This window comes from Clostridioides sp. ZZV15-6388 (assembly GCF_020657755.1).
Taxonomy (GTDB): domain Bacteria; phylum Bacillota; class Clostridia; order Peptostreptococcales; family Peptostreptococcaceae; genus Clostridioides.
On record NZ_JAGWCU010000002.1, the window covers coordinates 43,975 to 65,155 of the forward strand.

Here is a 21,181-nt window from a genome sequence, read left to right on the forward strand (position 1 = left end):
TATAAACAACTCCTTTAAGATATAAATTTAATTATTTGCTCCTTCTAACATTAATTTTGCTTGTATCATAATAGAACATTCTGTACGCTTTCTTTGCATTTCACAACCCAACTCATATGGTTTTGATATGTCATTGTTGAAATTTATTGCATTGGCATGACATCCACCTGAACAATAGAACTTATTCCAACATTTTTTACACTCTTCCTTAGTATATACATGAGCTTCTCTAAATGTATTTTTTAACTTTTCTGGAAGTACAATTTCTTTATCCAATATATTTGCCATTTTAAATTCTTCATTTCCAACAAATTGATGACATGGATATATGTCTCCACTTGGTGTTACAGAAAGATACTCATTTCCAGCACCACATCCAGTTATTCTCTTTATTACACATGGTCCTTGATTTAAATCTATCATAAAATGGAAAAATTTAAATCCATCTCCTTGTAATTGTCTATCTGCATACTCTACAGCAAATTTCTCATATTCATCAAATATCTTCGGTAAATCTTCCTCCCTAAGTGCATATGGATTACTTTCATCTCCAACAACTGGCTCTACAGATGTTAATTTAAATCCTAAATCTGCAAAATGCATAACATCTTTAGAAAAATCTAAGTTATCTCTTGTAAATGTACCTCTTATATAATAATATTTATCTTTTGCTCTTCCTTCTACAAGTTTTTTAAATCTTGGCAATGTAATATCATAACTACCTTTGTCATTTAAAGTTGGTCTCATATTATCATTGACTTCTTTTCTTCCATCTAAACTTAAAACTACATTATGCATATTTTCATTTATATAATCTATAATTTCATCATTTAACAGCACACCATTTGTAGTTATTGTAAATCTTATATTTTTATTATAATCCTTTTCAATACTTTTTCCATACTCAACTAATTGCTTTACAACTTCAAAGTTCATTAGAGGCTCTCCACCAAAGAAATCTATCTCTAAGTTTTTTCTACTTCCTGAATTGGCAATCAAATAATCTATTGCTGCTTTACCAACTTCAAAACTCATAAGTTCTTTTTCTCCACCGAAATCCCCTTGAGCAGCAAAACAATACTTACATTTCAAATTACAATCATGGGCTACATTTAAACATAGTGCTTTTACTACAGGCTCTCTATGTACAAAACTTGGATGATATTGATATGTATCTTCTGTATATAAAAGACCTTCTTTTTCTAAATTTAATATTTCTTCATATGCTTCATTTATTTTTTCTTCTTGATATTTAGATTTTAATATATCTAGCACTTCTTCTTTACTTTTGTCTTTATAAAAATCTAATAAATCATATGCAACATCATCTAATACATGAACAGCTCCTCCATTCACATCTAAAACGATATTATATCCATTCATAGAAAATTTATGTATTATACTCATAACCTACCTCCTAAACTACTATCTATACTAAAGTTTTTTACTGTTTTAATTAAACTTTACCCTTCATTATATCATACAGTTTGCTTAAAATACATACAATACAAAAATGACTTACTACTAGTAAGTCATTTCAATGGATACACTATATCCCCCTAAATTAGCACACTTATACATTACAAAATAAAGTATATTATGTGCTCATAAAATAAAATATTTGTTCATAATTGCTTGTTTTATATTTATTAAAGTATAACAATTTCTTTTTTATAATAATTATATGTAAGTAATTTACTTGTTTTATATTTATTAAAGCATAATATTTTTTATAATGATTTCACATGAATAATTGCTTGTTTTTAATTTATCTTTTTTAAATTCTTAATTTCTTTTGGTACCTTAGGTTGATGTATAATCCATGGACAAGTGCTATTTGCTGACAAAATTGCAGTACTCAGTGCTAATGAACTAGCACACTTCATAATTTTCACAATAAACTTTTTCATAATTTAATTCTCCCTCATACACATTTTACTTATACTTTTTTTAGATTTTAATTTACCTAATACTAGCATTATACAAATCCAAAACATTGCAAAAGCACTATATATAAAGTAATCCATAAACACATTTAATGAAAAACTTGAAACTGTCATTAACAAGACTACTGTAGATATAGATATAGCAATTTTTTTATAAGTTAACTTTTCTACCTCACTTATAGGATTACTTTTATGCTCTACTGGACACATAATACAAATTCCAATCCAACTAATACTAGCAATAATCATAATAATATTTTTAAATAAATCTACATTTAGATTTTCTATAATAAATATTGTAGATAAAATTATAAAAACAAAGGTTAATAGACATCTAAAATAGTTATTTGCATGATACCCTCCAGAAAATTGTCTTATTGGACAGTAACATATTAAAAAAAATAATATATATGTAAATTTCCCAAATAAAAAACCTAAGAGTAGTATGGTCGTTATATTAACTATAAAAGCAATTAATATTTCAAATCCATAAGAATACACCCTAGATTCATTGCTATCTATCATATTTTTATAAATTAAAACAGATGTCATTTTATCAGCATATCTCTTAAACATTATTACCTCCAGAAAAAAATTTTACATATATAGAATAGCGTCTTTTTTGAGAAAATTCAATATATTTTTCAAAACTAGTTATTGAAATTGTAAAACTGGTCAAAAAAAGACCTATATAATCATTTTGTTATTTTTTATATAATAAAAAAGTTATAATAAAAGAGTTTTATTAAGCTTTATATGCATAAAAGCACATAACTTATAGCGTATAAGTTATGTGCTTTTATTTTTATTATTAATCTTTAATTTTATATTTATTTTTATGATATATCTTAGCTTTGCTTTTATTTTCATAATATATATGTTTAACTTTGTTTTTGCTTTACATATTGGAGTGCTTTTCTATTCTGTTTTACTGCCTCTAAACAAACTTTTTCTGTTTGATTTTCTACATATTCCAAAGCTCTGTAATTCTGTTTTACTGCTTCTAAGCATAGCTTTTCTGTTTGATTTTTAACATATTTCAGCATTCTATAATCTTGTCTTACTGCTCTTAAACAAACATCCTCTGTTTGTTCTTTTACATATTTAAGTGCCTCAAAACTTTGATTTACTGCTTCCAAGCAAACTTTTTCTGTTTGCTCTTTTACATATTGTATAGCACTGTAATTTTCTTTTACTGCCTCTATACACATTAATTCTGTTTGCTCTTCTATATATTTAAGAATATTTCCATTTTGCTTTACTGCCTCTACACATATTTTTTCTGTTAGTACCTTTATATAGCTCAATATCTCTTTTATTTCAAAGTCTTTAAATGAGCCCCTTATAGCTTCTATACATATTTCTTCGGTCTGTTTCTTTACATATTGTAATACTTTTCCATTCTGTCTTACTGCCTCTAAGCAAATGTCCTCTGTCTGCTCTTTTACATATTGTAGTGCTCTTCCATCATTTCTTACTGCCTCTAAACAGATTTCTTCTGTCTGCTTATTTACATATTGAAGAGCCATATAACTTCGTCTTACTGCTTCTATACATATTTTTTCTGTCTGTTCATTTACATAATACAAGGCAAAATCATTTTGCTTTACTGCTTCTATACATATTTCTTCTGTCTGTTCTTCTACACAAGGCAATGCACTATAGTTTTCCTTTACTGCTTCTAAACATATACTATCATTTTGTTCCTTAACATAAGCTAAAGACTTTCCATCTTTTTTTACTGCTTCTAAGCATATTGTTGGAGTTTGCTCTTTTATATCCTTTAATATTTCTGCCACATCATTTTTTGATGCCCTTTCTATTAATTCTAAGCATACCTCTTCTGTCTGCTCTTCTACAAATCTAAAAACTTCCATAACATCATGAGTTGATGCACTTCTTATAGCCTCAATTAATATATTTTCTGTCTTGTCATTTATGTAATATAAGGCTCTGTAATTCTGTTTTACTGCTTCTATACATATAGCTTCGGTCTGATTTGTTATGTATTTGAGAGCTTTATAAGTCTGTTTTACTGCCTCCATACACACCATATCAGTCTTATCTTTTACAAATTCTATTATTGTACCATCTTGCCTTACTGCTAGTAAACACATTTCTTCAGTTTGATTTTCTATGTCTTTTAATTCTCTATAGTCATATTTCACTCTGCTTAAGTCATTTAAATGCACATTATTATCTTCTTCTGAATTATCCTCATTAATTTTTATATCATCCTCAAATTCTTCATCATCTAAATAGTCATCTTTTTCTAGCAAAAACATAGATTTAATTTTATTTTTTATATCCATAAAATTAACCTCCTTTAATACGATTTTATCATTAAAGTAAAGCATTTTTAAGTATTTATTTAATTAATTTTATATTAAGTTCTTTTAAAAGTCCATTCATTGTCGATAGATTCTATTTTATATTAATAATTTAATTATAAACATGCGGGGTAATAAAGTTAATAGTGGACATTTTCCATCCCATTAGTATACACTATTTATATTTAATACTCATTTATAGTTATTTTTTTCAATTTTTTTATCATTTACTATATCATATTCATTTAATTTATGATATTATTTAAATATAATATAAGTTTTATAAAGTATATTAAATATATTATAAGATGGAGGTCGAGTAATTTTGAAAGGAAACATAGTACAATATAATTTTGCAGATATAGAGGAAGAAGTATATTCATTGGATTATGCTATAGCATGGAATACAGACGAGGAAAACGTAAACATTATACCATTTACAAATAAATTCTGTAAAGAATCTATAGAATCTTTTTGTTTAGGTAAAATTGACAACTTTGTTGAAATATTAAATGAAGGCTTTGTTGAAAATCATCATTATGTACATTTAGATAAGATGGTAAGTGTTCCTAAGAAAAAAGTTAATTTAGTATATCAACAAGACACATATGGTTCTCTTTTAAGAGATAGCAATAGTAATCTTATTCCTGTAAAAATAACTTCAGAACAATCTAAGTCTATATCAAATAAGGTTGATTTATTTTGTGCTGGTGAAGAAAAATGTTTAATTAATATATTACTAAAGGCTGACCCATCATATGTTTTGGATGTAGATAGCATAAAAGATAAGGACATCTTAAATTTAGGTTATAAATCTATTGATAGATACAAAGAATACAACTTTGATGATGATAAGATTTTAATATTTTTTATCAATAAAAAGCGTTATTCTGTAATTATGAAAAAAACAAATAATTCTAGTGGAGATTTAGCTACTAGAAACAATCTTATTAAGGAGTTATTTGCTAATAAAGCAGGAAATATCAACTAATCTTAGAATTTTAATGTGCTACTTTTTAATTAAATAATAATATACAAAGTGGGAGTAGAAAAATCTACTCCCACTTATTTATAATAAACAAATAAATCCATAAATCTATTGAGTGATTATAATTTTTAGATTGTACTAGCTTACATTTTTAAATTTACATTTTAAAATTTAAGGTGCACTTTCTATTCTAAACTTTAATCTCTACATCAATATCATCAACTGTAACAACTTACAATTAAATCTTTAATAATCAAACCTTAGACCATATATATTAAAACTCAAATTAAATTTAGGATTTATTTGGATATCACATTAAAATTATACATTCATATTCAATATCTTAAGTTCTTAATTTATTTTACCCTTAATTCTATTATTAAATACTTTTAATTATTTTTCAATACAATATCAAATTTTAACATTAATAATTTTAAGTTTAAATTTATTTCGTAAATCCAGATACTTTCCACACTCCACCATCATTTATAACATCAATATTAATGTCAGAAAAACCTAATTTTCCACCAGCCTTTTCTACCCCATCATTAGCAAATATTACATTATAACTTTTTTTATCTTTTTCTTCTTCTTCTCCTAAATCCATTTTTTCTATATATACAATTGTATCGCTATTAATATAATCTGGTAAATTCATTTCAAATCTAGTATCATTAAAAAGTTTACGATTATCCAAATTAATAAATAAAGTACTTATCTGACTTTCTACATCCATAGTTGCTAACAACTCATTTGTATTATTTTCTTCCATAGCCTTAAGATGCATTCTTATTAAATCTTCATTACTCATTTTTGATATATTCTTATATAGAGAATTAGTTTTATCTATACAGTTATCAACTATCCACACATTTAAATCTTCTTTTTTTACTTCTTTAAAAGTATGTCTTTTTAAACTAATAGCCTTTCCTTCATGTCTGCCTGAATCAATGTATGCTCCTACAATCCTTCCATCATGTCTTATTACAATTCCTCTAGCATCTAATAAAGGTTCAAATGAGTCTGGTAATGGTTCAATTAAGCTATATATCTCAGCAGTAATGTCATTTGAATTTAAATTAGAAAAATCTAATCCTATATCTTTAGACAGTTCCATATTATAAGCCCAATATATTTTCTCTGTTGTATTTTCTGATGAATATTTAAAATTGTTGGGAAGTGTTTTTCTTTGAGACGATATAAGAAAACTTGGTGTCCAACTATACTTTTTAAAAAGTTCATTCACATCATTAGTAACTTTTGTATTTTGAGGTTTAAATTCATCAAGAGAGTTTATTAACCTGAAAAAATCATATGGTAAGTTAAATTTCTCATTATTGTATTTAATCTCTCCAAAATTATGTAGATTATCATATGAGTAGTTTATAATTTTTTGCTCATTATTGCTATTATAAAAACTTATCTTTTGATTCTTTACAGCTACCCCACTCATATCTCTATCCTCAAAATCAGTTACCTTACTCATAAAACTTAATATCTCATTTATTAATTTTTCATCTGTAACTACAATTGGTTCATAGTTTTTTTCAGCCTCTCTATTAAACTTATGATAAATTTCTATTCTCTTTGTATCTTTCAAATCTGAATATATTTTGTTGTACTGCTTATTATCTATTAAGCTACGTTCTGTACTTAAAAATAATATTACAAAAGCTAAGACAGGTAAAATTATGATAAATAGTTTTGTTTTTGTAATTTTCAAATTGTATACCTCCATTAAATATATACTCTTTAAACCATTCACCCTTAATATATATTACCATATTTCAAGAGTACATCCACATAACATTAATACATATTCAGGTGCAATTACCTAAAAAATAAGTCTACAAAAAACACAAACTATAATTAAGGTATTATAAATTTTAATTTATAATAATAAAAAAGCCATAGCGTATAAAATAAACTATGGCTTTTCTTTACTTATTGAGTTATTCATATTATTTATAACATATCTACATGGATATTTTATATAATATAAGTTTGTAAATTACATATTATATATTTTATAAATTACATGTTAAAAGTTGTTTCAATATATCGTTTTATTTCTTCAGCAGTACCCATATTAAGTACTTCATCAGCTAATTTTTTCATATCGGCTTCTTTAACTGAAGTTATTAATTTTCTAGCAGGAAGTATTGATATTGGAGACATAGAAAACTCGTCTAATCCCATACCTAAAAGTATTGGTATCATTTTTTGGTCTCCAGCAGATTCTCCACACATACCTGCCCACTTACCTTCTTTATGTGCATTATCTATAACTGTCTTTATAAGTCTTAAAACAGCTGGATTAAATTGATTGTAAAGATAGCTTATCTTTTGGTTCATTCTATCAACTGCACAAGTATATTGGATTAAATCATTAGTTCCTATTGAGAAGAAATCTACATGTTTAGCAAGTACATCAGATATTACAGCAGCAGATGGTACTTCTATCATCATACCGATTTCTACATCTTTAGCATAAGCTATACCTTCAGAATCAAGTTCTGCTAACACTTCTTTTACAACTTCTTTAGCTTGTAATAATTCTTCTAAAGATGAAATCATAGGGAACATTATTCTCAATCTTCCATGAACACTTGCTCTATATAACGCTCTTAATTGAGTCTTAAATATATCTGTTCTATCTAAACAAAGTCTTATTGCTCTGTAACCTAAAAATGGATTCATTTCAGGTTCCATAGTCAAGTAACTTAACTCTTTATCTCCACCTATATCTAATGTTCTTATAACTATAGGTTTACCTTCCATTCCTTCTAATACAGCTTTGTAAGCTTCATATTGTATTTCCTCAGTTGGGAAAGAATCTCTATCCATATATAAAAATTCTGTTCTATAAAGACCAACACCTTCAGCATCATTCTTTATTAGACCTTCTATATCATTAGGAGTTCCTATGTTACCAGCTAATTCCACATGCTTCCCATCAAGAGTTACTGATTGCTTTCCTTTTAATAATTGTAATGCTTTTCTTTCTTCTTCATATTTAGCTTTTAACTCAGTATATTTGTTTATAGTATCTTCATCTGGATTAACGATTACTTCACCAGTATCTCCATTGAAAACTACAAAATCTCCATCTTTAACGTTTGAAGTTATATCACTTAGTCCAACGATTGCAGCGATTTCTAAAGTTCTAGACATTATAGCTGTATGAGAAGTTCTTCCACCTATATCAGTTAAAAATCCTAAAACCATTTTTTTGTTCATAGTTGCTGTATCTGATGGAGTTAAATCATGTGCTATTAATACTACTTCTTCACTTAAAGCAGATAAATCAACAACTTTGATTCCTAATATATGTCTAAGTATTCTATTTGTAACGTCTTTTATGTCTGCTGCTCTTTCTTTCATGTATTCATTGTCCATAGACTCAAACATGCTAACAAACATTTCTTTTATTTCATTTAAAGCATATTCTGCATTTACATTTTCAGTTTTGATTTTATCAATTGCAGAACCAATTAATTCTGGGTCTTCTAAAACTAATAAATGTGCTTCAAATATTTCTGCTTCTTCTTCTCCTAATTCTTGAGAAGCCTTTTCCTTAACTTTTATTAATTCTTCTTTAGAAACTACAACTGCATTTTCTAATTTAGCAACTTCCGCTTCAACATTATCTATAGATTTTTTCTCAATTACTAATTCACTATGCTCTACTACTAACGCTTTCCCTAAAGCAATACCAGGAGAAGCTCCTATTCCTTTGTAAGCCATAACCCTACCTCCTAAAAATATCTTCTGTATTTTGATTACAAATTTATAATTAAAAATATCTTACTTATTTCATCATTTAAAATATTTATATTTTCATACCCAATTAACAATAATCTTAATCTTCTGATTAAATAAACATGAAAGTAACAAAGAAACTAAATATTTACAAACTTTTGTCTGTATATTTTTAATGTTTCTCTGTTACTTTTACTCTAAGCAATGATTAGATTATAAATACCAAATTTTTAGAAACTATTATATCTACTCTCCAAATCCACTTTCAACTAATTCAACCATTGCTGCTAAAGCTACTGCTTCATCTTCTCCATTTACAACTAATTTTAATTCTTCTCCTTGAGCTAAACCTAAACTCATTATTCCCATGATTGATTTTGCATTTACAGTTTTGTCTTTTGCTACAACTTCTACTGTTGATTTAAACTCAGCAGCCTTCTTAACAAACATTCCTGCTGGTCTAGCATGTAATCCACTTGCATTTTTGATACTAACTACTTTTTCCATTTTTTAAATCCTCCTATAAACCTAACATTTTATATTTTTTAAAATTGTTTTCCTATTTTTTACTTTAATGGCACTTAGTGGTACTTTTTTGTCCTATGGTACTTTTTTGTTCCCACTAGTGCTACAAAAATATTATACTACTAATATACACTTTTTTCGAGTATAATTACAAATTTTTTTTTGTTTTTTATTTAACTTTGATTTTTTAAGTCTTTTATAATACAATTTGTCAATAATTTTGTGTTTTTGTTCTTTTTAATACTGATTTTAGGTCTAATTTCAAAATTTGATGCTAAATTCTTATTAGAATCAATATTTGTATTTACAACATCTATAACCTTGTTAAAATCATATAATTTTACCCTATTTATACTATTTTCTTCAAGTTTTTTCTCATATACACAGTAAAATAAATCTTTATATGAAAAATTTTTGGGTAAACCAAGTGTCTCACCAAGCTTTGGTATTACATTTTCCATAACAGTTCTAAGCGAAACATCTCTTTTTATATTCAATAAGTTACAAATACATTGTATTGTTTCATTACTCATTCTTCTAAATCTATCAAAACAATACTCTTCATCATACTTATATTCTACATCAAAGTAATATTTAATACCATCGCATCTTTCATAAGCTTTCATAGTATCTAAATATCCTAATCGAATATTTTTTTCTACATTATCCCTATCTTTATTAAGAGAGCCACCTAAATATTCTGATGGTATTATGGTTTTTATATTTATATTCTGATGTTTGTTTAGGTTCATTTTTCCAAGAAAATCATCAATTAACCTAATTACAACAACATCTTCATATCCTTTATCTTCTAAAAGCCCTATTGGCATATTATCACAAAACATTCCATCCAAATACAATTTATCATCCATTACATTTGTTTGGAAAATAGGCAAACTAGAACTAGCAATTAAGTAGTCAACCAATCTCCCTTGTGGCATATCTTCTATATACAATGGATGAGGATTAATTTTTTTATCCCACCAAACCGTAACAAGTCCAAAGTCTTTTTTTGATTTTCTTATTATATCTTCATTTAATGTAGTTTCCATTAAGTGTCTTAATGGGCTTATATCTATACCTTCATTTTTTCTGGCTTTATTTATAAGTTCAAAAACTGCATTGATATTTTTCGTAGTGAAATCTACATTTTTAAATCTCTCATAGCTTTCTTTGTCAATATTCATAAAATGAGTATAATCATAGTTTAGCCAAATATCTTCCATTACCTCAATATCATTTTGAATTATATATGCTCCATTTAAAGCCCCAATTGATGTTCCTGTTACTCCTTGAAATTCTATACCAAGTTCTCTTAAAGCTTTATATGCGCCTATTTGATAAGCTCCTTTTGTTCCTCCACCTTCTAAAACTAATCCTTTCATATTATCACCTACTATTTAAAGCGTTCCTGATTTATATTCCTCAGCAAATATTAATTCAAAAAACTACTTTTAGTTATTGGAGAAAAATAAAATTGCACAAATTTATTTTTATTTTATCAAAAAAATATTCAAAAGTATATATTTTTAATATTTTTTATATGGTTAACTTTTTCTTTATAAATTTAGATAAATTATTAACATACAACGTATTTTTTCATAGCCATGTTTATTTATATACCCAAAGAATCTATTACTAATTTATCTATTTTTATCTGCAATTTTTCTACTTTTTCTTTATCTATTTTTTCATTTAATAAAATTGATATTATTTGTTTTGATAAATCCTCTATTTCTTCATAATTATTATCTCTAAAAATTCTTATCTTCATAACCTTATTAGGATAATAATCATATATATTTTTACTCATTTTTTTGGCTGTTATTTTAAAGTATTTATCATATACACTAGAATTTAAAATTCCAACTAAATATTCATATGAAAATTTATCTAAATACTCATCTTTTATGAAAAAAGAATATACATCTGCACTTGAAAAATTATTATCATAATCTATAGCAAATCTATTTTCTTTGGATTTATATGGATACATTATCTTTTTTCTTTCGAAAAAAAGCTTTTCTCTACCCCATTGAAGTTCATACCACTTTCTTATTCCACTTTTACATTCTCTTCTATTTTCTAATTTTGTCTTATATACACCTATAATTTCATCAAGTATTTTCTTGTTTTTAACCTCATCATCTATATCATTTGAGTATATTAGCTTATATTCACTCTTCTCTACTACATACTTGTTTATATTTTTGCTTTTTATCCAATCTTTTAAAAGCTTCTCATCTACAAAATCTAATTTTGAATCCCCTTCACTTAAAATAAATGCTTTATCACATCCTGTAATTATACCTTGAAAGCTTACAGCTATATCTTCTAGGCTATATTTACCTTTTTCTTGTATTTTATTATAAAAAGATTCATTATCCTTATTTACAATTATCCATTCATCAGAAAGCAAGTTTTGATTTATATTAAAATATTCAAATTTACTACTGTTTAAAAGTTCTTCTAGTGTTTTAAATTTATTTATAGATACATCTTCATTCTTTATTCTAAATATATCTATAGGTGTATCATTCAATTTTTTTTTATTAAAAGTAAGAATGCAACTAGAAACACCTATGTTTTTAAATATATTTGCACCCAAAAAATCTACTATTTCTTTAATATTAACATTTGACTTAATATAATCTCTCAAATCTTTTCCCGATAAACTTTCTAAGAAATACCTTGGAGTTATAACACTTCCTGTTCCTCCACATTTTAAGATATCTATAATCTTTTTATAAAAACAAAAATATAAGTCAGCTTTATCTTTATAAACCTCACTGTATTTTTCTAAAAGAAATTTTTTATATTTTTTTTCAAGTTTTTTATGTCCAATATACGGAGGATTACCGACTATGTAATCAAACTTATATCGCCAGTTTTTCTTTAGACTATCACAACAAAATAGGTTGATTTTAATATCGTCATATTTTAAATCAGTTCTTGTCTTTTTGTTTTTTAAGCTATCTTTTAGTATATTTATAGCATTTTCATCAATATCAGCACCATATATACAATGATTTAATATATGATTGTGTATATTATCAATTTTCCAATAATTTTCATCGTATTTATTTTTTAATTCATAAATATTTTTTTCAAATAAGTCATATAAAATATCATATACTTCTAAAAGAAAGTTTCCACATCCACAAGATATGTCAAGAATTCTCGGATATGGATTTTTAATTATATCGTGATTTCTCAAGGTTTTTTTAACAATATAATCGACAATGATTTTAGGTGTATAGTATATTCCACCTGCTTTTTTAGTATCTACATCTAAACTATTCTCATACTCTTTAGATAATAGAAAGTTATCTTGAGATATATCATCCATAACTGAAAACCTCCAACTATTAGCTAAGCTAAAAATTTATTATTCTAATATCTGTCTTATAGATTTTCTTGATAAAAGTTTATAGATTTCTTTTTCTATCTCTAGTAATTCCTGATTTACCTTGCAACCTTTTAAACAATTACTACAATTAGATACATATCTAGTACATTTATTTATATATATTTTCCCATCTATTATTTCTACAATCGTTCTCAAACTTATTGTATCCAATGATACATTTAACATGTATTTCTTTCCATCTTCTTTATTAAAAGTAAGTAAGTTATTTGCACAAAGTTTTCTAAGTAGTTTATATAATGTTAATATTGGTATATCTTCATTTTTTAATATTGTTTTGACATCTATTGGATTGTTTTCTCCATTATTAAATATAGCTCTTACAATTCTTATTGCATAATCTACGTCTTCTGAAATCATTATTCCACCTCCTCAACTGCCATATATTCTTTCAAAAGACTCTCTTCTAAACTTATATTACTTTTTCCAGTAAGAAGTTCCTTGTAACTACATTCATCTATTGGTTTAGAAAATACATAACCTTGTATAAAATTACATCCCATACCATTTAAAACTTTAACTTGTTCCATATCCTCTACACCTTCACATATAACAGTTAAATTTAAATCATGCGAAAGATTAACAATGGCTTTTATCATAACCTTTGTTTTTGAGTTAGTCACTATATCTAATATAAGTGACCTATCAATTTTTATAACATCTACTGGTATCCCCTTAAGATTGACAAAATTTGAGTTACCTATACCAAAGTCATCCAATGATATATTCATACCTAGAGATTTAATTTCATAAAGTCTCTCACTAATAAACTTTACATCATTTAAAGCTGTTGTTTCTGTTATTTCTATTTCTACAAGTTTTCTAGGAACATTATATGTATCAAACATTGACTTAAAAAAATCTACTAAATCATTCTTATAAAGTTCTACTCTAGATAAATTTATTGAAACTGGTAAAACATTTATCCCTTCTGAAATCCACTTATCAATAGTAATAAAAACTTCCTCAATCACCCATCTACCAATATTATTTATCAAACCACTTTTCTCAGCTATAGGTATAAAATTATTTGGAGCAACCATACCTAAAGTTGGATGAATCCATCTTATTAATGCTTCTGAACCTATAATTTTATTTGTTCTTGAATCAAATTTAGGCTGGTAGTGAATTATGAACTCTTTGTTTTTAATAGCTAAAAATAAATCTTGTTCTATTTTCATAAGTGATTTTATTTCTTTTTCCATAGCATCATCAAATTCCACATATTCTATATGCTTTAATCCTTTTGATTTAATTCTTGCCATATCAGCATTGTCTATAGCTTTTTTTATGTCAATTTCATTACTATTAAATTTATAAATACCAATAGAAGCTTCAATGTTTATATTCATTTTAAAACTATCTATCTGACTCAAGGTCACAATTTTATTTTTAATAAGGTTTACCAAATTATGAATCTTTTCATCTCTATCTTCAAGTTTTATTATTAATACAAAGACATCGCTTTTTAACTTTCCATAAATAGCTTCATTTCCAAAATAATTTTTTAAGTTGTTTGAGATATTGTCTAATACTTCATCCCCTAGCTTATAACCATATATATCATTTATAAGTTTAAGTCTACATAAATCAAAGCATGCTAACACACAATTTTCTCTCTTATTAGCAAATATATAGCTTTGAATATGTTCTAAAAAATTATCATTCTTAGTAATGTTTATAAGTTTATCTGAATTACTTGTGACATCTAAATTAATTTCATCTTCATATGTCTTAACCTTAAGGTATGAAATAAACATACTTATGCTAAATAAGATTAATAAAATCAAAATTTGACTCTTAATGTCTATTCCAATATGCCTTGTAAGTAAAACTATTCCTAAAATCCCAATTATAATAAAAACTATTTTATTTAACCAACAAATTTTCATTATATTTTTTTTATTCATATAAATTCCCCTATATTATTTTTTAAATTATTTTATGAGCAAACTTTTTCTATATTCTATATTAATTATAAGGCACAATTGATAGTAAATCAATCTAACTTAAAATCACATATAAATAACTCTATTTCTACGATTTTATTTCTCTATTTTTTGCAAATACCAACTAATTTTGACAAAAAAACTATGAAATCAGACATATATAAAGTAGTCTGTAGTTTCATAGTTCTTAAATCTAAATAGTATTTTTAGTATGAAATTATACTTTTAATATAATTCACACCTTTGTATTTTTAATTTAATTTTTACATTCAGATAATAATTAAATTATTTATTTCCCTTAGAATCCAAATATGAAAGTATACCTTGAACAATTCCCTCTGTAAGTTGCTCTTGATATTTCTCATTTATTATTTTTTGCTCTTCTGAAGGCGTTGTTAAAAAACCACACTCTATTAATATAGCTGGCATATTTGATTCTCTAAGTACTTCAAAATTATTTTCAATTATTCCTCTATCCCTTACTTTAACATAAGATACTATTGTACTTTGAACTGTTTGTGCAAGTTCTTTTGAGCCATCTGTAGCTTTATTTCTATACCATGTTTCTATACCTGTTGCTGTATTTCCATTTTTTTCTGCATTTAAGTGTATAGAAACAAGTACATCCGCAGAGCTATTTTTTGCTAAGTTTACTCTATCCATCAATGATACATATGTATCATCAGTTCTAGATACAACTACTTGAATGTCTTTTTGCTTAGCTAATTTATTTGCTAATTTCTTTGAAATTTGTAAAGTGAGGTCTTTTTCATATCTGTTACTAGTTTTACTTTGAGTTCCTTTATCATTTCCTCCATGACCTGGATCTATAAATACAGTATATTTTTTGTTTTTATTTTCATTTTCATCACCAAGGTCAAATTGTTCTGAGTCAACTTTTTGTTGTTGATTTGTTTTATTATTTTTATCCATCCCTTTGACCAAAGCTACTACACCTTGAGTAGCCTTAAATGCAATAAATAAAAATAACACTGTAAAGCAAATCAGTAGTACTAACTTTTTTTTATTTATTTTTCTTTTTTTTCTGTTCAGATGGCTGGTATTTTTAGATTTGTTTCTTGAATTATTGTTATTATTGCTTTTTGACATTTCTTCACCCTTCTTGGTATAGATTTTTACATTTTTTCATATTATTAGTGTTATTTTACCACCAAGAAGTTTTTTTTTCAATAATTTAAAATACTCTACAATCTAAAAACTGAAATTTCTTAATTATCCGCCTAGAGTGACATCTTGTGTATCATACCAACTAAAGGCATCTTTTATATCATCACCTTTGAAATCTGGCCAGTAATTATCTATAACATAAAAGTCTGCATAAATTGATTGCACAGGCAGGAAACCGCTTAATCTACGTCTTCCACCCCATCTAATTATCAAGTCCAGTCTTGACACATCAAATGACTGTATGTAATCTTGTATGTTATTCTTATTTACATTTTCTACTCCTGATATATTATTTAAATCCCAATACCATCCATAATTTACCAGTAAGTTTGCTCTTATCTGTCCTTCTTTAGCTTGAATTCGATTTGTATATGGTAATAATTCTTCTGGGAACATTGGAGATTTTGTGTTTCCAACAACTAGTAAGGCTGCACCTTCTTCTATTAGTATATTTGCTGCATCAATACATGCTTTTGTAAACGCTTTCGTCTGAACTGATGGACGTCTTGTATTATCAGTTGTAAACCCATAAAAAGTTACTTCTTCACAACCTAAATCTCTACATAATCTATAAGATTCTAGTCCAGGATCTATTCCACTTTCATATCCTCTATCCTTTGTCATTCCATTTTGACTTGCCCATCTTCTATTTCCATCTGGTATAATTCCTACATGTTTTGGTACTCTCATTTCTAATCACCTCTTAATAGGTATTATTATCAAAATATTACATTATTAATCAAAACTGTAACATTAAATACATTTATTTTTATATAATTATGTAGTAAACTAAATTAAGATAGAGTTAAAAAAACTTGGAGGTTTCTCATGAAAAAAATTTTAATGTTGTTTTTTTCAATAATCTTATCCTTTGGAATGGTTAGTTGTTCTTCAAGTAGCGATTATAAAAACGTTTCTACATCAAAAATTGAAAAAGCATTAAAGTCTTCTGATTTACTTATAAAAGAATCAAAAATTTTTGATGCAAAAGAATTTAATTATTTTAATGATGTGGAAGAAGACATTACACAAGGTTTTGTAATCAATTCTTCTGAAAAATTATATCTAGAAGATATCATTGTCATAAAGACTGATGATGTAAATAAAATCTATAAAACTCTAGAAAATTATAAAAAAGACATGATTCAAGCACCTTTTGGAGAAGGACATGGAGAAAAAAGCAATTCTGAAATAGCAAACAATACTATCGTTGAAAAAGCAGGTAAATATGTTTATTTGATTTCTGCTGAAAATGCATCTCAAATAGAGGAAAAGATATTAAGTATTATAAAAAAATAGATATTAGTTATCTAATATCTACCAAATATCAATGTAATTTTCATTTTAATAATATTGTTTAATGAAAATTACATTGATATTTCTTTATTTCAATTTCTTTAAAATAATCTTTTTCATTTAGATCCCCATCATAGATGGCTATCCAATTTTTATGACTTCTTTTATCTTATCTACAACACCATTTTCAGTATTTCTTTTTGCTCTAAATCTAGCAATTTCTTTCAAATACTCATTGGCATTCTCCATTGCATAGCTATGATAAGCACTCTTCATCATTTCTACATCATTCAATTGGTCACCAAATACCATAGTTTCTTCATATTTTATATCTAACATTCTTTGTACTTTTTTTATGGCACTTCCCTTATTTGCACCTTTTGCAGTTAAATCAAGCCACTCTACCCCAGAAATACATACTTGAGCTCTATCAGAAAACTTGTCAAAGTAGATACTATTGTTATGTTCTGCACCTTTGAAATCAAATATAGCTATCTTTAATATATCACCTTCTACTTTAGTCAAGTCATCTACAACTTTAAACTTTGCATAGTAAGTACTAACTTCTTCTATAAACGCTTCATCTTTGCTCTCTATATAGGCGTATTGTTTACCACTCATTACAATTTTTTTCCCTTTTATACTTCTTGTTGTCTCTATGATTTCATTTACTAACTCTTTATCCAAGGGATTTGATAATATTTCTTTTCCTTTATATACTACTAATGTTCCATTTTCTGAGATAAACATCATATCATCTTTTATATCTTCAAATTTTTTTATAAGATTTTGATACTGCCTGCCACTTGCAGCAGAAAACATTATCCCCCTCTCTCTTAATTTTTTAAATACTTTATAAAACTCTGGATTTATTTCGCTCTTTTCATCTAACAAAGTTCCATCTAAGTCTGTTGCTATTAATTTTATCATACATTTCCTCCCCCAAATTATACAATTTATAATTATTTTTTATTAATTTTTATCAGTTTAATTTTTCAATTCCTATTATACACCAAAAATTCTAAATTACAATTTACACCTTTTGTAAGATGATATAACTACATTCAGGAAAATATTTTTTTCAATATATACACCAATTTATAAAAATTTAAATCTTTATATAATTATATTCCAAGAAAATTAATAATAACTACACGCTTCCTTCTATAAAATATTATAAAAATAATTATATTATGACAAACTTATGCTAATTTATTGTGTTTTTTATTGCTTATGTAACAATTTTTTAATATAATTAACTATGTGTAATTAAAAAATTTAGAAAGTAGGGGATATTATTGTCAGGACTCAAAAAGTTCGTTATATTTCTAGCCCTTTTAGTCATAGCATTTCCTGTTAGTGTATATGGATATGTTTTTACTAAATTAAAAACTATCCAAGATGATAGTATAAATACAGAGGCTCTTAGCAGTAATGACTATAAAAATGAAGAAGATATTACAAATATATTATTATTAGGTACAGATGCAAGACCAGGTGAAGAAGTTTCTCGTTCTGATGCCATGATGATATTAACTATTGATAATAAAAATAAAAGTCTTAAATTAACTTCATTAAATAGAGATACGTATGTCAATATACCAGGACATGGAGAACAAAAATTAACACATGCTTATGTATATGGTCAAGCTAATTTATTAATAGAAACTATAGAAGAAAATTTCCAACTCGATATACAGAATTATGCTGTAGTTGACTTTTTTTCTTTTATGGATATAGTTGATGCTCTAGGAGGGGTTACTGTTACAGTTGATAAGAGTGAAATAAGAGAATTAAACAAATTTATACCTGAAACTTACAAATGGAATAAAAGCTCTGACAAAGGCTCTCTTGAGTATATAAGAAGTTCAGGTGAGCAAAAATTAAATGGATATCAAACACTTGCATTTTCTCGTATAAGAAAAAATGATAGTACAGATGAGAGAGATAGAAGACAAAGAAGTGTTATACAAAGTTTAATAAATGGTGTTAAGGATTTACCAGTTACCAAATATCCTAATCTAGTTAATACTATACTTCCATACGTTAAAACTAATATGAGTCCTAATGAAATAATTTCTCTAGGAACAAAACTTTTAAGTATTGGAAACTTAGACTTAAAATCAATGGAATTCCCTCTTTCTACTGAAAATGGTAGAAAAATTGGTAGTGCAGGCTATGTAATTCCTTTTGAAGAATATGAATTAGATGCAATGCACGATTTCATATTTGAAGATATTATGGTTGAAGAGTAAAATATTTATTTAAAGTAATAAAAAATCATGTACAGAATTTGACAGTAAGTGCATACCTTTCAAGAAGCAAATTATTTTGTAATTGACAGGTGTGTACTTATTTTTATTGTAAAAAATATACAAACCCTATTTTTCTTTAAAATTTTAATTAATTTTTTACATGATATACTACACATACTTTTAATTATATATAAATTGACAAATTTTCTTATAAATTATATCATTGTCTTTTTTTTGTAACTGAAACAAGTATTGAATATATCTCAATACTTTAATATAATTAAGTGTATGCTATTAAAAAATATACAGGAAAAAGAAGAAAGAAGGGGTACTTTTGTCAAAATTAAAGAAATTTGTTATACTACTGGCTTTTTTGGTAGTAATATTCCCTATAAGCGTCTATGGATATTTTTATTATAAATTATCTACCATTCATGACTCGAGCATAAATAGTGATTTATTAAATAATAATGACCATAAAAATGAAAATGGAATAACTAACATACTACTTATGGGAACAGATGCTAGACCAGATGAAGATTCTTCAAGGTCAGATGCTATGATGATATTAACTATTGATAACAAACATAATGATATCAAACTTACATCATTAGCTCGTGATAGCTATGTAGACATCCCTGGTCATGGTAAACAAAAACTTACTCATGCCTATGCTTATGGACAAGCTGATTTGTTAATACAAACAATTGAAGAGAACTTTAATGTTGATATTCAAAATTATGCTTGTGTTAATTTCGAATCATTTATGTATATAATTGATGCTATTGGTGGCGTTGAAGTTACAATTGAAAAAGGAGAAATAAGTGAATTAAATAAATTTATTCCTGAAACTTATGGTTGGAATAAAAGTGATGATAAAGGTAGCATACAATATATTAGGAAATCTGGAGTACAAACTTTAAATGGATATCAAGCATTATCTTTTGCACGTATCAGACATAATGATACTGCCTTTGCAAGAGATGGAAGACAAAGAGAGATTATACAAGCTATAATCAAGAAAACAGAAACTTTACCTGTTACTAAATATCCAAGTTTATTAGATGCTGTTCTTCCATATGTTAAAACTAATATGAAGCCTAATGCAATACTTTCTCTAGGAGCTCAAGTTTTAAAAATGGGCGACTTAAATATTAAACAATTTGAATTCCCTATTGATGATGAAATTCATAGTACAGGTGGTATATATGGAAAAGCTGGTTGGGTTCTTAGATTTGACCCAGATACTTTAGATATATTACATGATTTTATATTTAATGATATAGAATTTAAACAATAATAACACTAAAAAACATTTAACGCAAATATTGTTATAAAATATAAGATTAAATATATAAAAAGAACTATATTACATAATTATTTTCAAGTTATTATACATACTTGATTATAAAATGTATATAGTTCTTTTTTTACTTTCTACTTTAATTTAATACTTTTTAATTTAACATTTTCCAATTTGATACTTTTATTTTAATTTGCCTTTATAGCATTTAT

At 26.0% G+C, this 21,181-nt stretch carries 18 protein-coding genes; 4 read left to right on the top strand and 14 right to left on the bottom strand.

The window, feature by feature from the left end; all coding sequences use genetic code 11:
• Positions 1-27: 27 nt before the first annotated feature.
• From scfB to KGF48_RS02130, 4 genes are all read right to left on the bottom strand, one after another.
• Positions 28-1,407 carry a thioether cross-link-forming SCIFF peptide maturase gene (scfB, locus tag KGF48_RS02115; protein ID WP_227840120.1) on the bottom strand — a complete coding sequence of 460 codons (1,380 nt, stop codon included), beginning with the start codon at positions 1,405-1,407 and terminating at the stop codon, positions 28-30.
• A 356-nt stretch (positions 1,408-1,763) separates the two neighbouring features.
• Positions 1,764-1,910: a cyclic lactone autoinducer peptide gene (locus tag KGF48_RS02120; protein WP_227434483.1), complete on the bottom strand. Its 147-nt coding sequence runs from the start codon at positions 1,908-1,910 to the stop codon at positions 1,764-1,766.
• A gap of 3 nt (positions 1,911-1,913) precedes the next feature.
• Positions 1,914-2,522, bottom strand: a complete 609-nt coding sequence (locus KGF48_RS02125) for an accessory gene regulator ArgB-like protein (RefSeq protein WP_227827523.1) — start codon at positions 2,520-2,522, stop codon at positions 1,914-1,916.
• 305 nt (positions 2,523-2,827) lie between these two features.
• Positions 2,828-4,258 (bottom strand): DUF4116 domain-containing protein, encoded by a 1,431-nt coding sequence (locus KGF48_RS02130; protein ID WP_227867699.1) that lies wholly within the window; start codon positions 4,256-4,258, stop codon positions 2,828-2,830.
• Between the two features lie 343 nt (positions 4,259-4,601).
• Between KGF48_RS02130 and KGF48_RS02135 the strand changes: the two genes are divergently transcribed.
• Positions 4,602-5,267 (top strand): hypothetical protein, encoded by a 666-nt coding sequence (locus tag KGF48_RS02135; RefSeq protein ID WP_227840118.1) that lies wholly within the window; start codon positions 4,602-4,604, stop codon positions 5,265-5,267.
• A gap of 442 nt (positions 5,268-5,709) precedes the next feature.
• On the opposite strand, the gene KGF48_RS02140 is transcribed toward KGF48_RS02135, so the two are convergent.
• The 9 genes from KGF48_RS02140 to KGF48_RS02180 all read right to left on the bottom strand — a co-directional run bounded on the left by KGF48_RS02140 (position 5,710) and on the right by KGF48_RS02180 (position 16,805).
• The gene (locus tag KGF48_RS02140; RefSeq protein ID WP_227867700.1) at positions 5,710-6,987 is read right to left on the bottom strand and encodes a DUF4830 domain-containing protein; all 1,278 of its coding nucleotides are present in this window, start codon (positions 6,985-6,987) and stop codon (positions 5,710-5,712) included.
• A 311-nt stretch (positions 6,988-7,298) separates the two neighbouring features.
• Positions 7,299-9,011: a phosphoenolpyruvate--protein phosphotransferase gene (gene ptsP / locus KGF48_RS02145; RefSeq protein ID WP_227842596.1), complete on the bottom strand. Its 1,713-nt coding sequence runs from the start codon at positions 9,009-9,011 to the stop codon at positions 7,299-7,301.
• A 261-nt stretch (positions 9,012-9,272) separates the two neighbouring features.
• Positions 9,273-9,533: an HPr family phosphocarrier protein gene (locus KGF48_RS02150; RefSeq protein WP_227827528.1), complete on the bottom strand. Its 261-nt coding sequence runs from the start codon at positions 9,531-9,533 to the stop codon at positions 9,273-9,275.
• Between the two features lie 191 nt (positions 9,534-9,724).
• On the bottom strand, positions 9,725-10,936 hold the full coding sequence (locus tag KGF48_RS02155) for a patatin-like phospholipase family protein (RefSeq protein ID WP_227827529.1): 1,212 nt from the start codon (positions 10,934-10,936) through the stop codon (positions 9,725-9,727).
• 230 nt (positions 10,937-11,166) lie between these two features.
• The gene (locus tag KGF48_RS02160; RefSeq protein ID WP_227827530.1) at positions 11,167-12,900 is read right to left on the bottom strand and encodes an Eco57I restriction-modification methylase domain-containing protein; all 1,734 of its coding nucleotides are present in this window, start codon (positions 12,898-12,900) and stop codon (positions 11,167-11,169) included.
• A gap of 39 nt (positions 12,901-12,939) precedes the next feature.
• Positions 12,940-13,338, bottom strand: coding sequence for an RrF2 family transcriptional regulator (locus tag KGF48_RS02165; RefSeq protein ID WP_227434474.1), 399 nt, complete (start codon positions 13,336-13,338; stop codon positions 12,940-12,942).
• The gene (locus tag KGF48_RS02170) at positions 13,338-14,888 is read right to left on the bottom strand and encodes a GGDEF domain-containing phosphodiesterase (RefSeq protein ID WP_227861080.1); all 1,551 of its coding nucleotides are present in this window, start codon (positions 14,886-14,888) and stop codon (positions 13,338-13,340) included. The genes KGF48_RS02165 and KGF48_RS02170 overlap by 1 nt, the downstream gene beginning before the upstream one ends.
• Positions 14,889-15,212: 324 nt before the next feature.
• Positions 15,213-16,037 (bottom strand): N-acetylmuramoyl-L-alanine amidase, encoded by an 825-nt coding sequence (locus tag KGF48_RS02175; protein WP_227827533.1) that lies wholly within the window; start codon positions 16,035-16,037, stop codon positions 15,213-15,215.
• Between the two features lie 123 nt (positions 16,038-16,160).
• The gene (locus KGF48_RS02180) at positions 16,161-16,805 is read right to left on the bottom strand and encodes an undecaprenyl diphosphate synthase family protein (RefSeq protein WP_227827534.1); all 645 of its coding nucleotides are present in this window, start codon (positions 16,803-16,805) and stop codon (positions 16,161-16,163) included.
• A gap of 138 nt (positions 16,806-16,943) precedes the next feature.
• Here KGF48_RS02180 and KGF48_RS02185 point away from each other — a divergent pair, with 138 nt between their 5' ends.
• Complete coding sequence (locus tag KGF48_RS02185) at positions 16,944-17,414, top strand: DUF4358 domain-containing protein (RefSeq protein WP_227827535.1); 471 nt, start codon at positions 16,944-16,946, stop codon at positions 17,412-17,414.
• Between the two features lie 138 nt (positions 17,415-17,552).
• On the opposite strand, the gene KGF48_RS02190 is transcribed toward KGF48_RS02185, so the two are convergent.
• Positions 17,553-18,341, bottom strand: a complete 789-nt coding sequence (locus KGF48_RS02190; RefSeq protein WP_227840114.1) for an HAD family hydrolase — start codon at positions 18,339-18,341, stop codon at positions 17,553-17,555.
• 368 nt (positions 18,342-18,709) lie between these two features.
• Here KGF48_RS02190 and KGF48_RS02195 point away from each other — a divergent pair, with 368 nt between their 5' ends.
• Together KGF48_RS02195 and KGF48_RS02200 are read left to right on the top strand one after the other, a co-directional pair.
• Positions 18,710-19,666, top strand: coding sequence for an LCP family protein (locus KGF48_RS02195; protein ID WP_227827537.1), 957 nt, complete (start codon positions 18,710-18,712; stop codon positions 19,664-19,666).
• Positions 19,667-20,000: 334 nt separating this feature from the next.
• Positions 20,001-20,966 (top strand): LCP family protein, encoded by a 966-nt coding sequence (locus KGF48_RS02200; protein ID WP_227827538.1) that lies wholly within the window; start codon positions 20,001-20,003, stop codon positions 20,964-20,966.
• The last annotated feature ends 215 nt before the right edge of the window (positions 20,967-21,181 follow it).

Bases quoted from the DNA above. Each gene is read 5' to 3' on its own strand.
- KGF48_RS02120 (WP_227434483.1), bottom strand. From the start codon at position 1,910: ATGAAAAAGTTTATTGTGAAAATTATGAAGTGTGCTAGTTCATTAGCA.
- KGF48_RS02160 (WP_227827530.1), bottom strand. From the start codon at position 12,900: ATGGATGATATATCTCAAGATAACTTTCTATTATCTAAAGAGTATGAG.
- ptsP (WP_227842596.1), bottom strand. From the start codon at position 9,011: ATGGCTTACAAAGGAATAGGAGCTTCTCCTGGTATTGCTTTAGGGAAA.
- KGF48_RS02155 (WP_227827529.1), bottom strand. From the start codon at position 10,936: ATGAAAGGATTAGTTTTAGAAGGTGGAGGAACAAAAGGAGCTTATCAA.
- KGF48_RS02165 (WP_227434474.1), bottom strand. From the start codon at position 13,338: ATGATTTCAGAAGACGTAGATTATGCAATAAGAATTGTAAGAGCTATA.
- KGF48_RS02185 (WP_227827535.1), top strand. From the start codon at position 16,944: ATGAAAAAAATTTTAATGTTGTTTTTTTCAATAATCTTATCCTTTGGA.
- KGF48_RS02125 (WP_227827523.1), bottom strand. From the start codon at position 2,522: ATGTTTAAGAGATATGCTGATAAAATGACATCTGTTTTAATTTATAAA.
- scfB (WP_227840120.1), bottom strand. From the start codon at position 1,407: ATGAGTATAATACATAAATTTTCTATGAATGGATATAATATCGTTTTA.
- KGF48_RS02150 (WP_227827528.1), bottom strand. From the start codon at position 9,533: ATGGAAAAAGTAGTTAGTATCAAAAATGCAAGTGGATTACATGCTAGA.
- KGF48_RS02180 (WP_227827534.1), bottom strand. From the start codon at position 16,805: ATGAGAGTACCAAAACATGTAGGAATTATACCAGATGGAAATAGAAGA.
- KGF48_RS02190 (WP_227840114.1), bottom strand. From the start codon at position 18,341: ATGATAAAATTAATAGCAACAGACTTAGATGGAACTTTGTTAGATGAA.
- KGF48_RS02170 (WP_227861080.1), bottom strand. From the start codon at position 14,888: ATGAATAAAAAAAATATAATGAAAATTTGTTGGTTAAATAAAATAGTT.
- KGF48_RS02130 (WP_227867699.1), bottom strand. From the start codon at position 4,258: ATGGATATAAAAAATAAAATTAAATCTATGTTTTTGCTAGAAAAAGAT.
- KGF48_RS02175 (WP_227827533.1), bottom strand. From the start codon at position 16,037: ATGTCAAAAAGCAATAATAACAATAATTCAAGAAACAAATCTAAAAAT.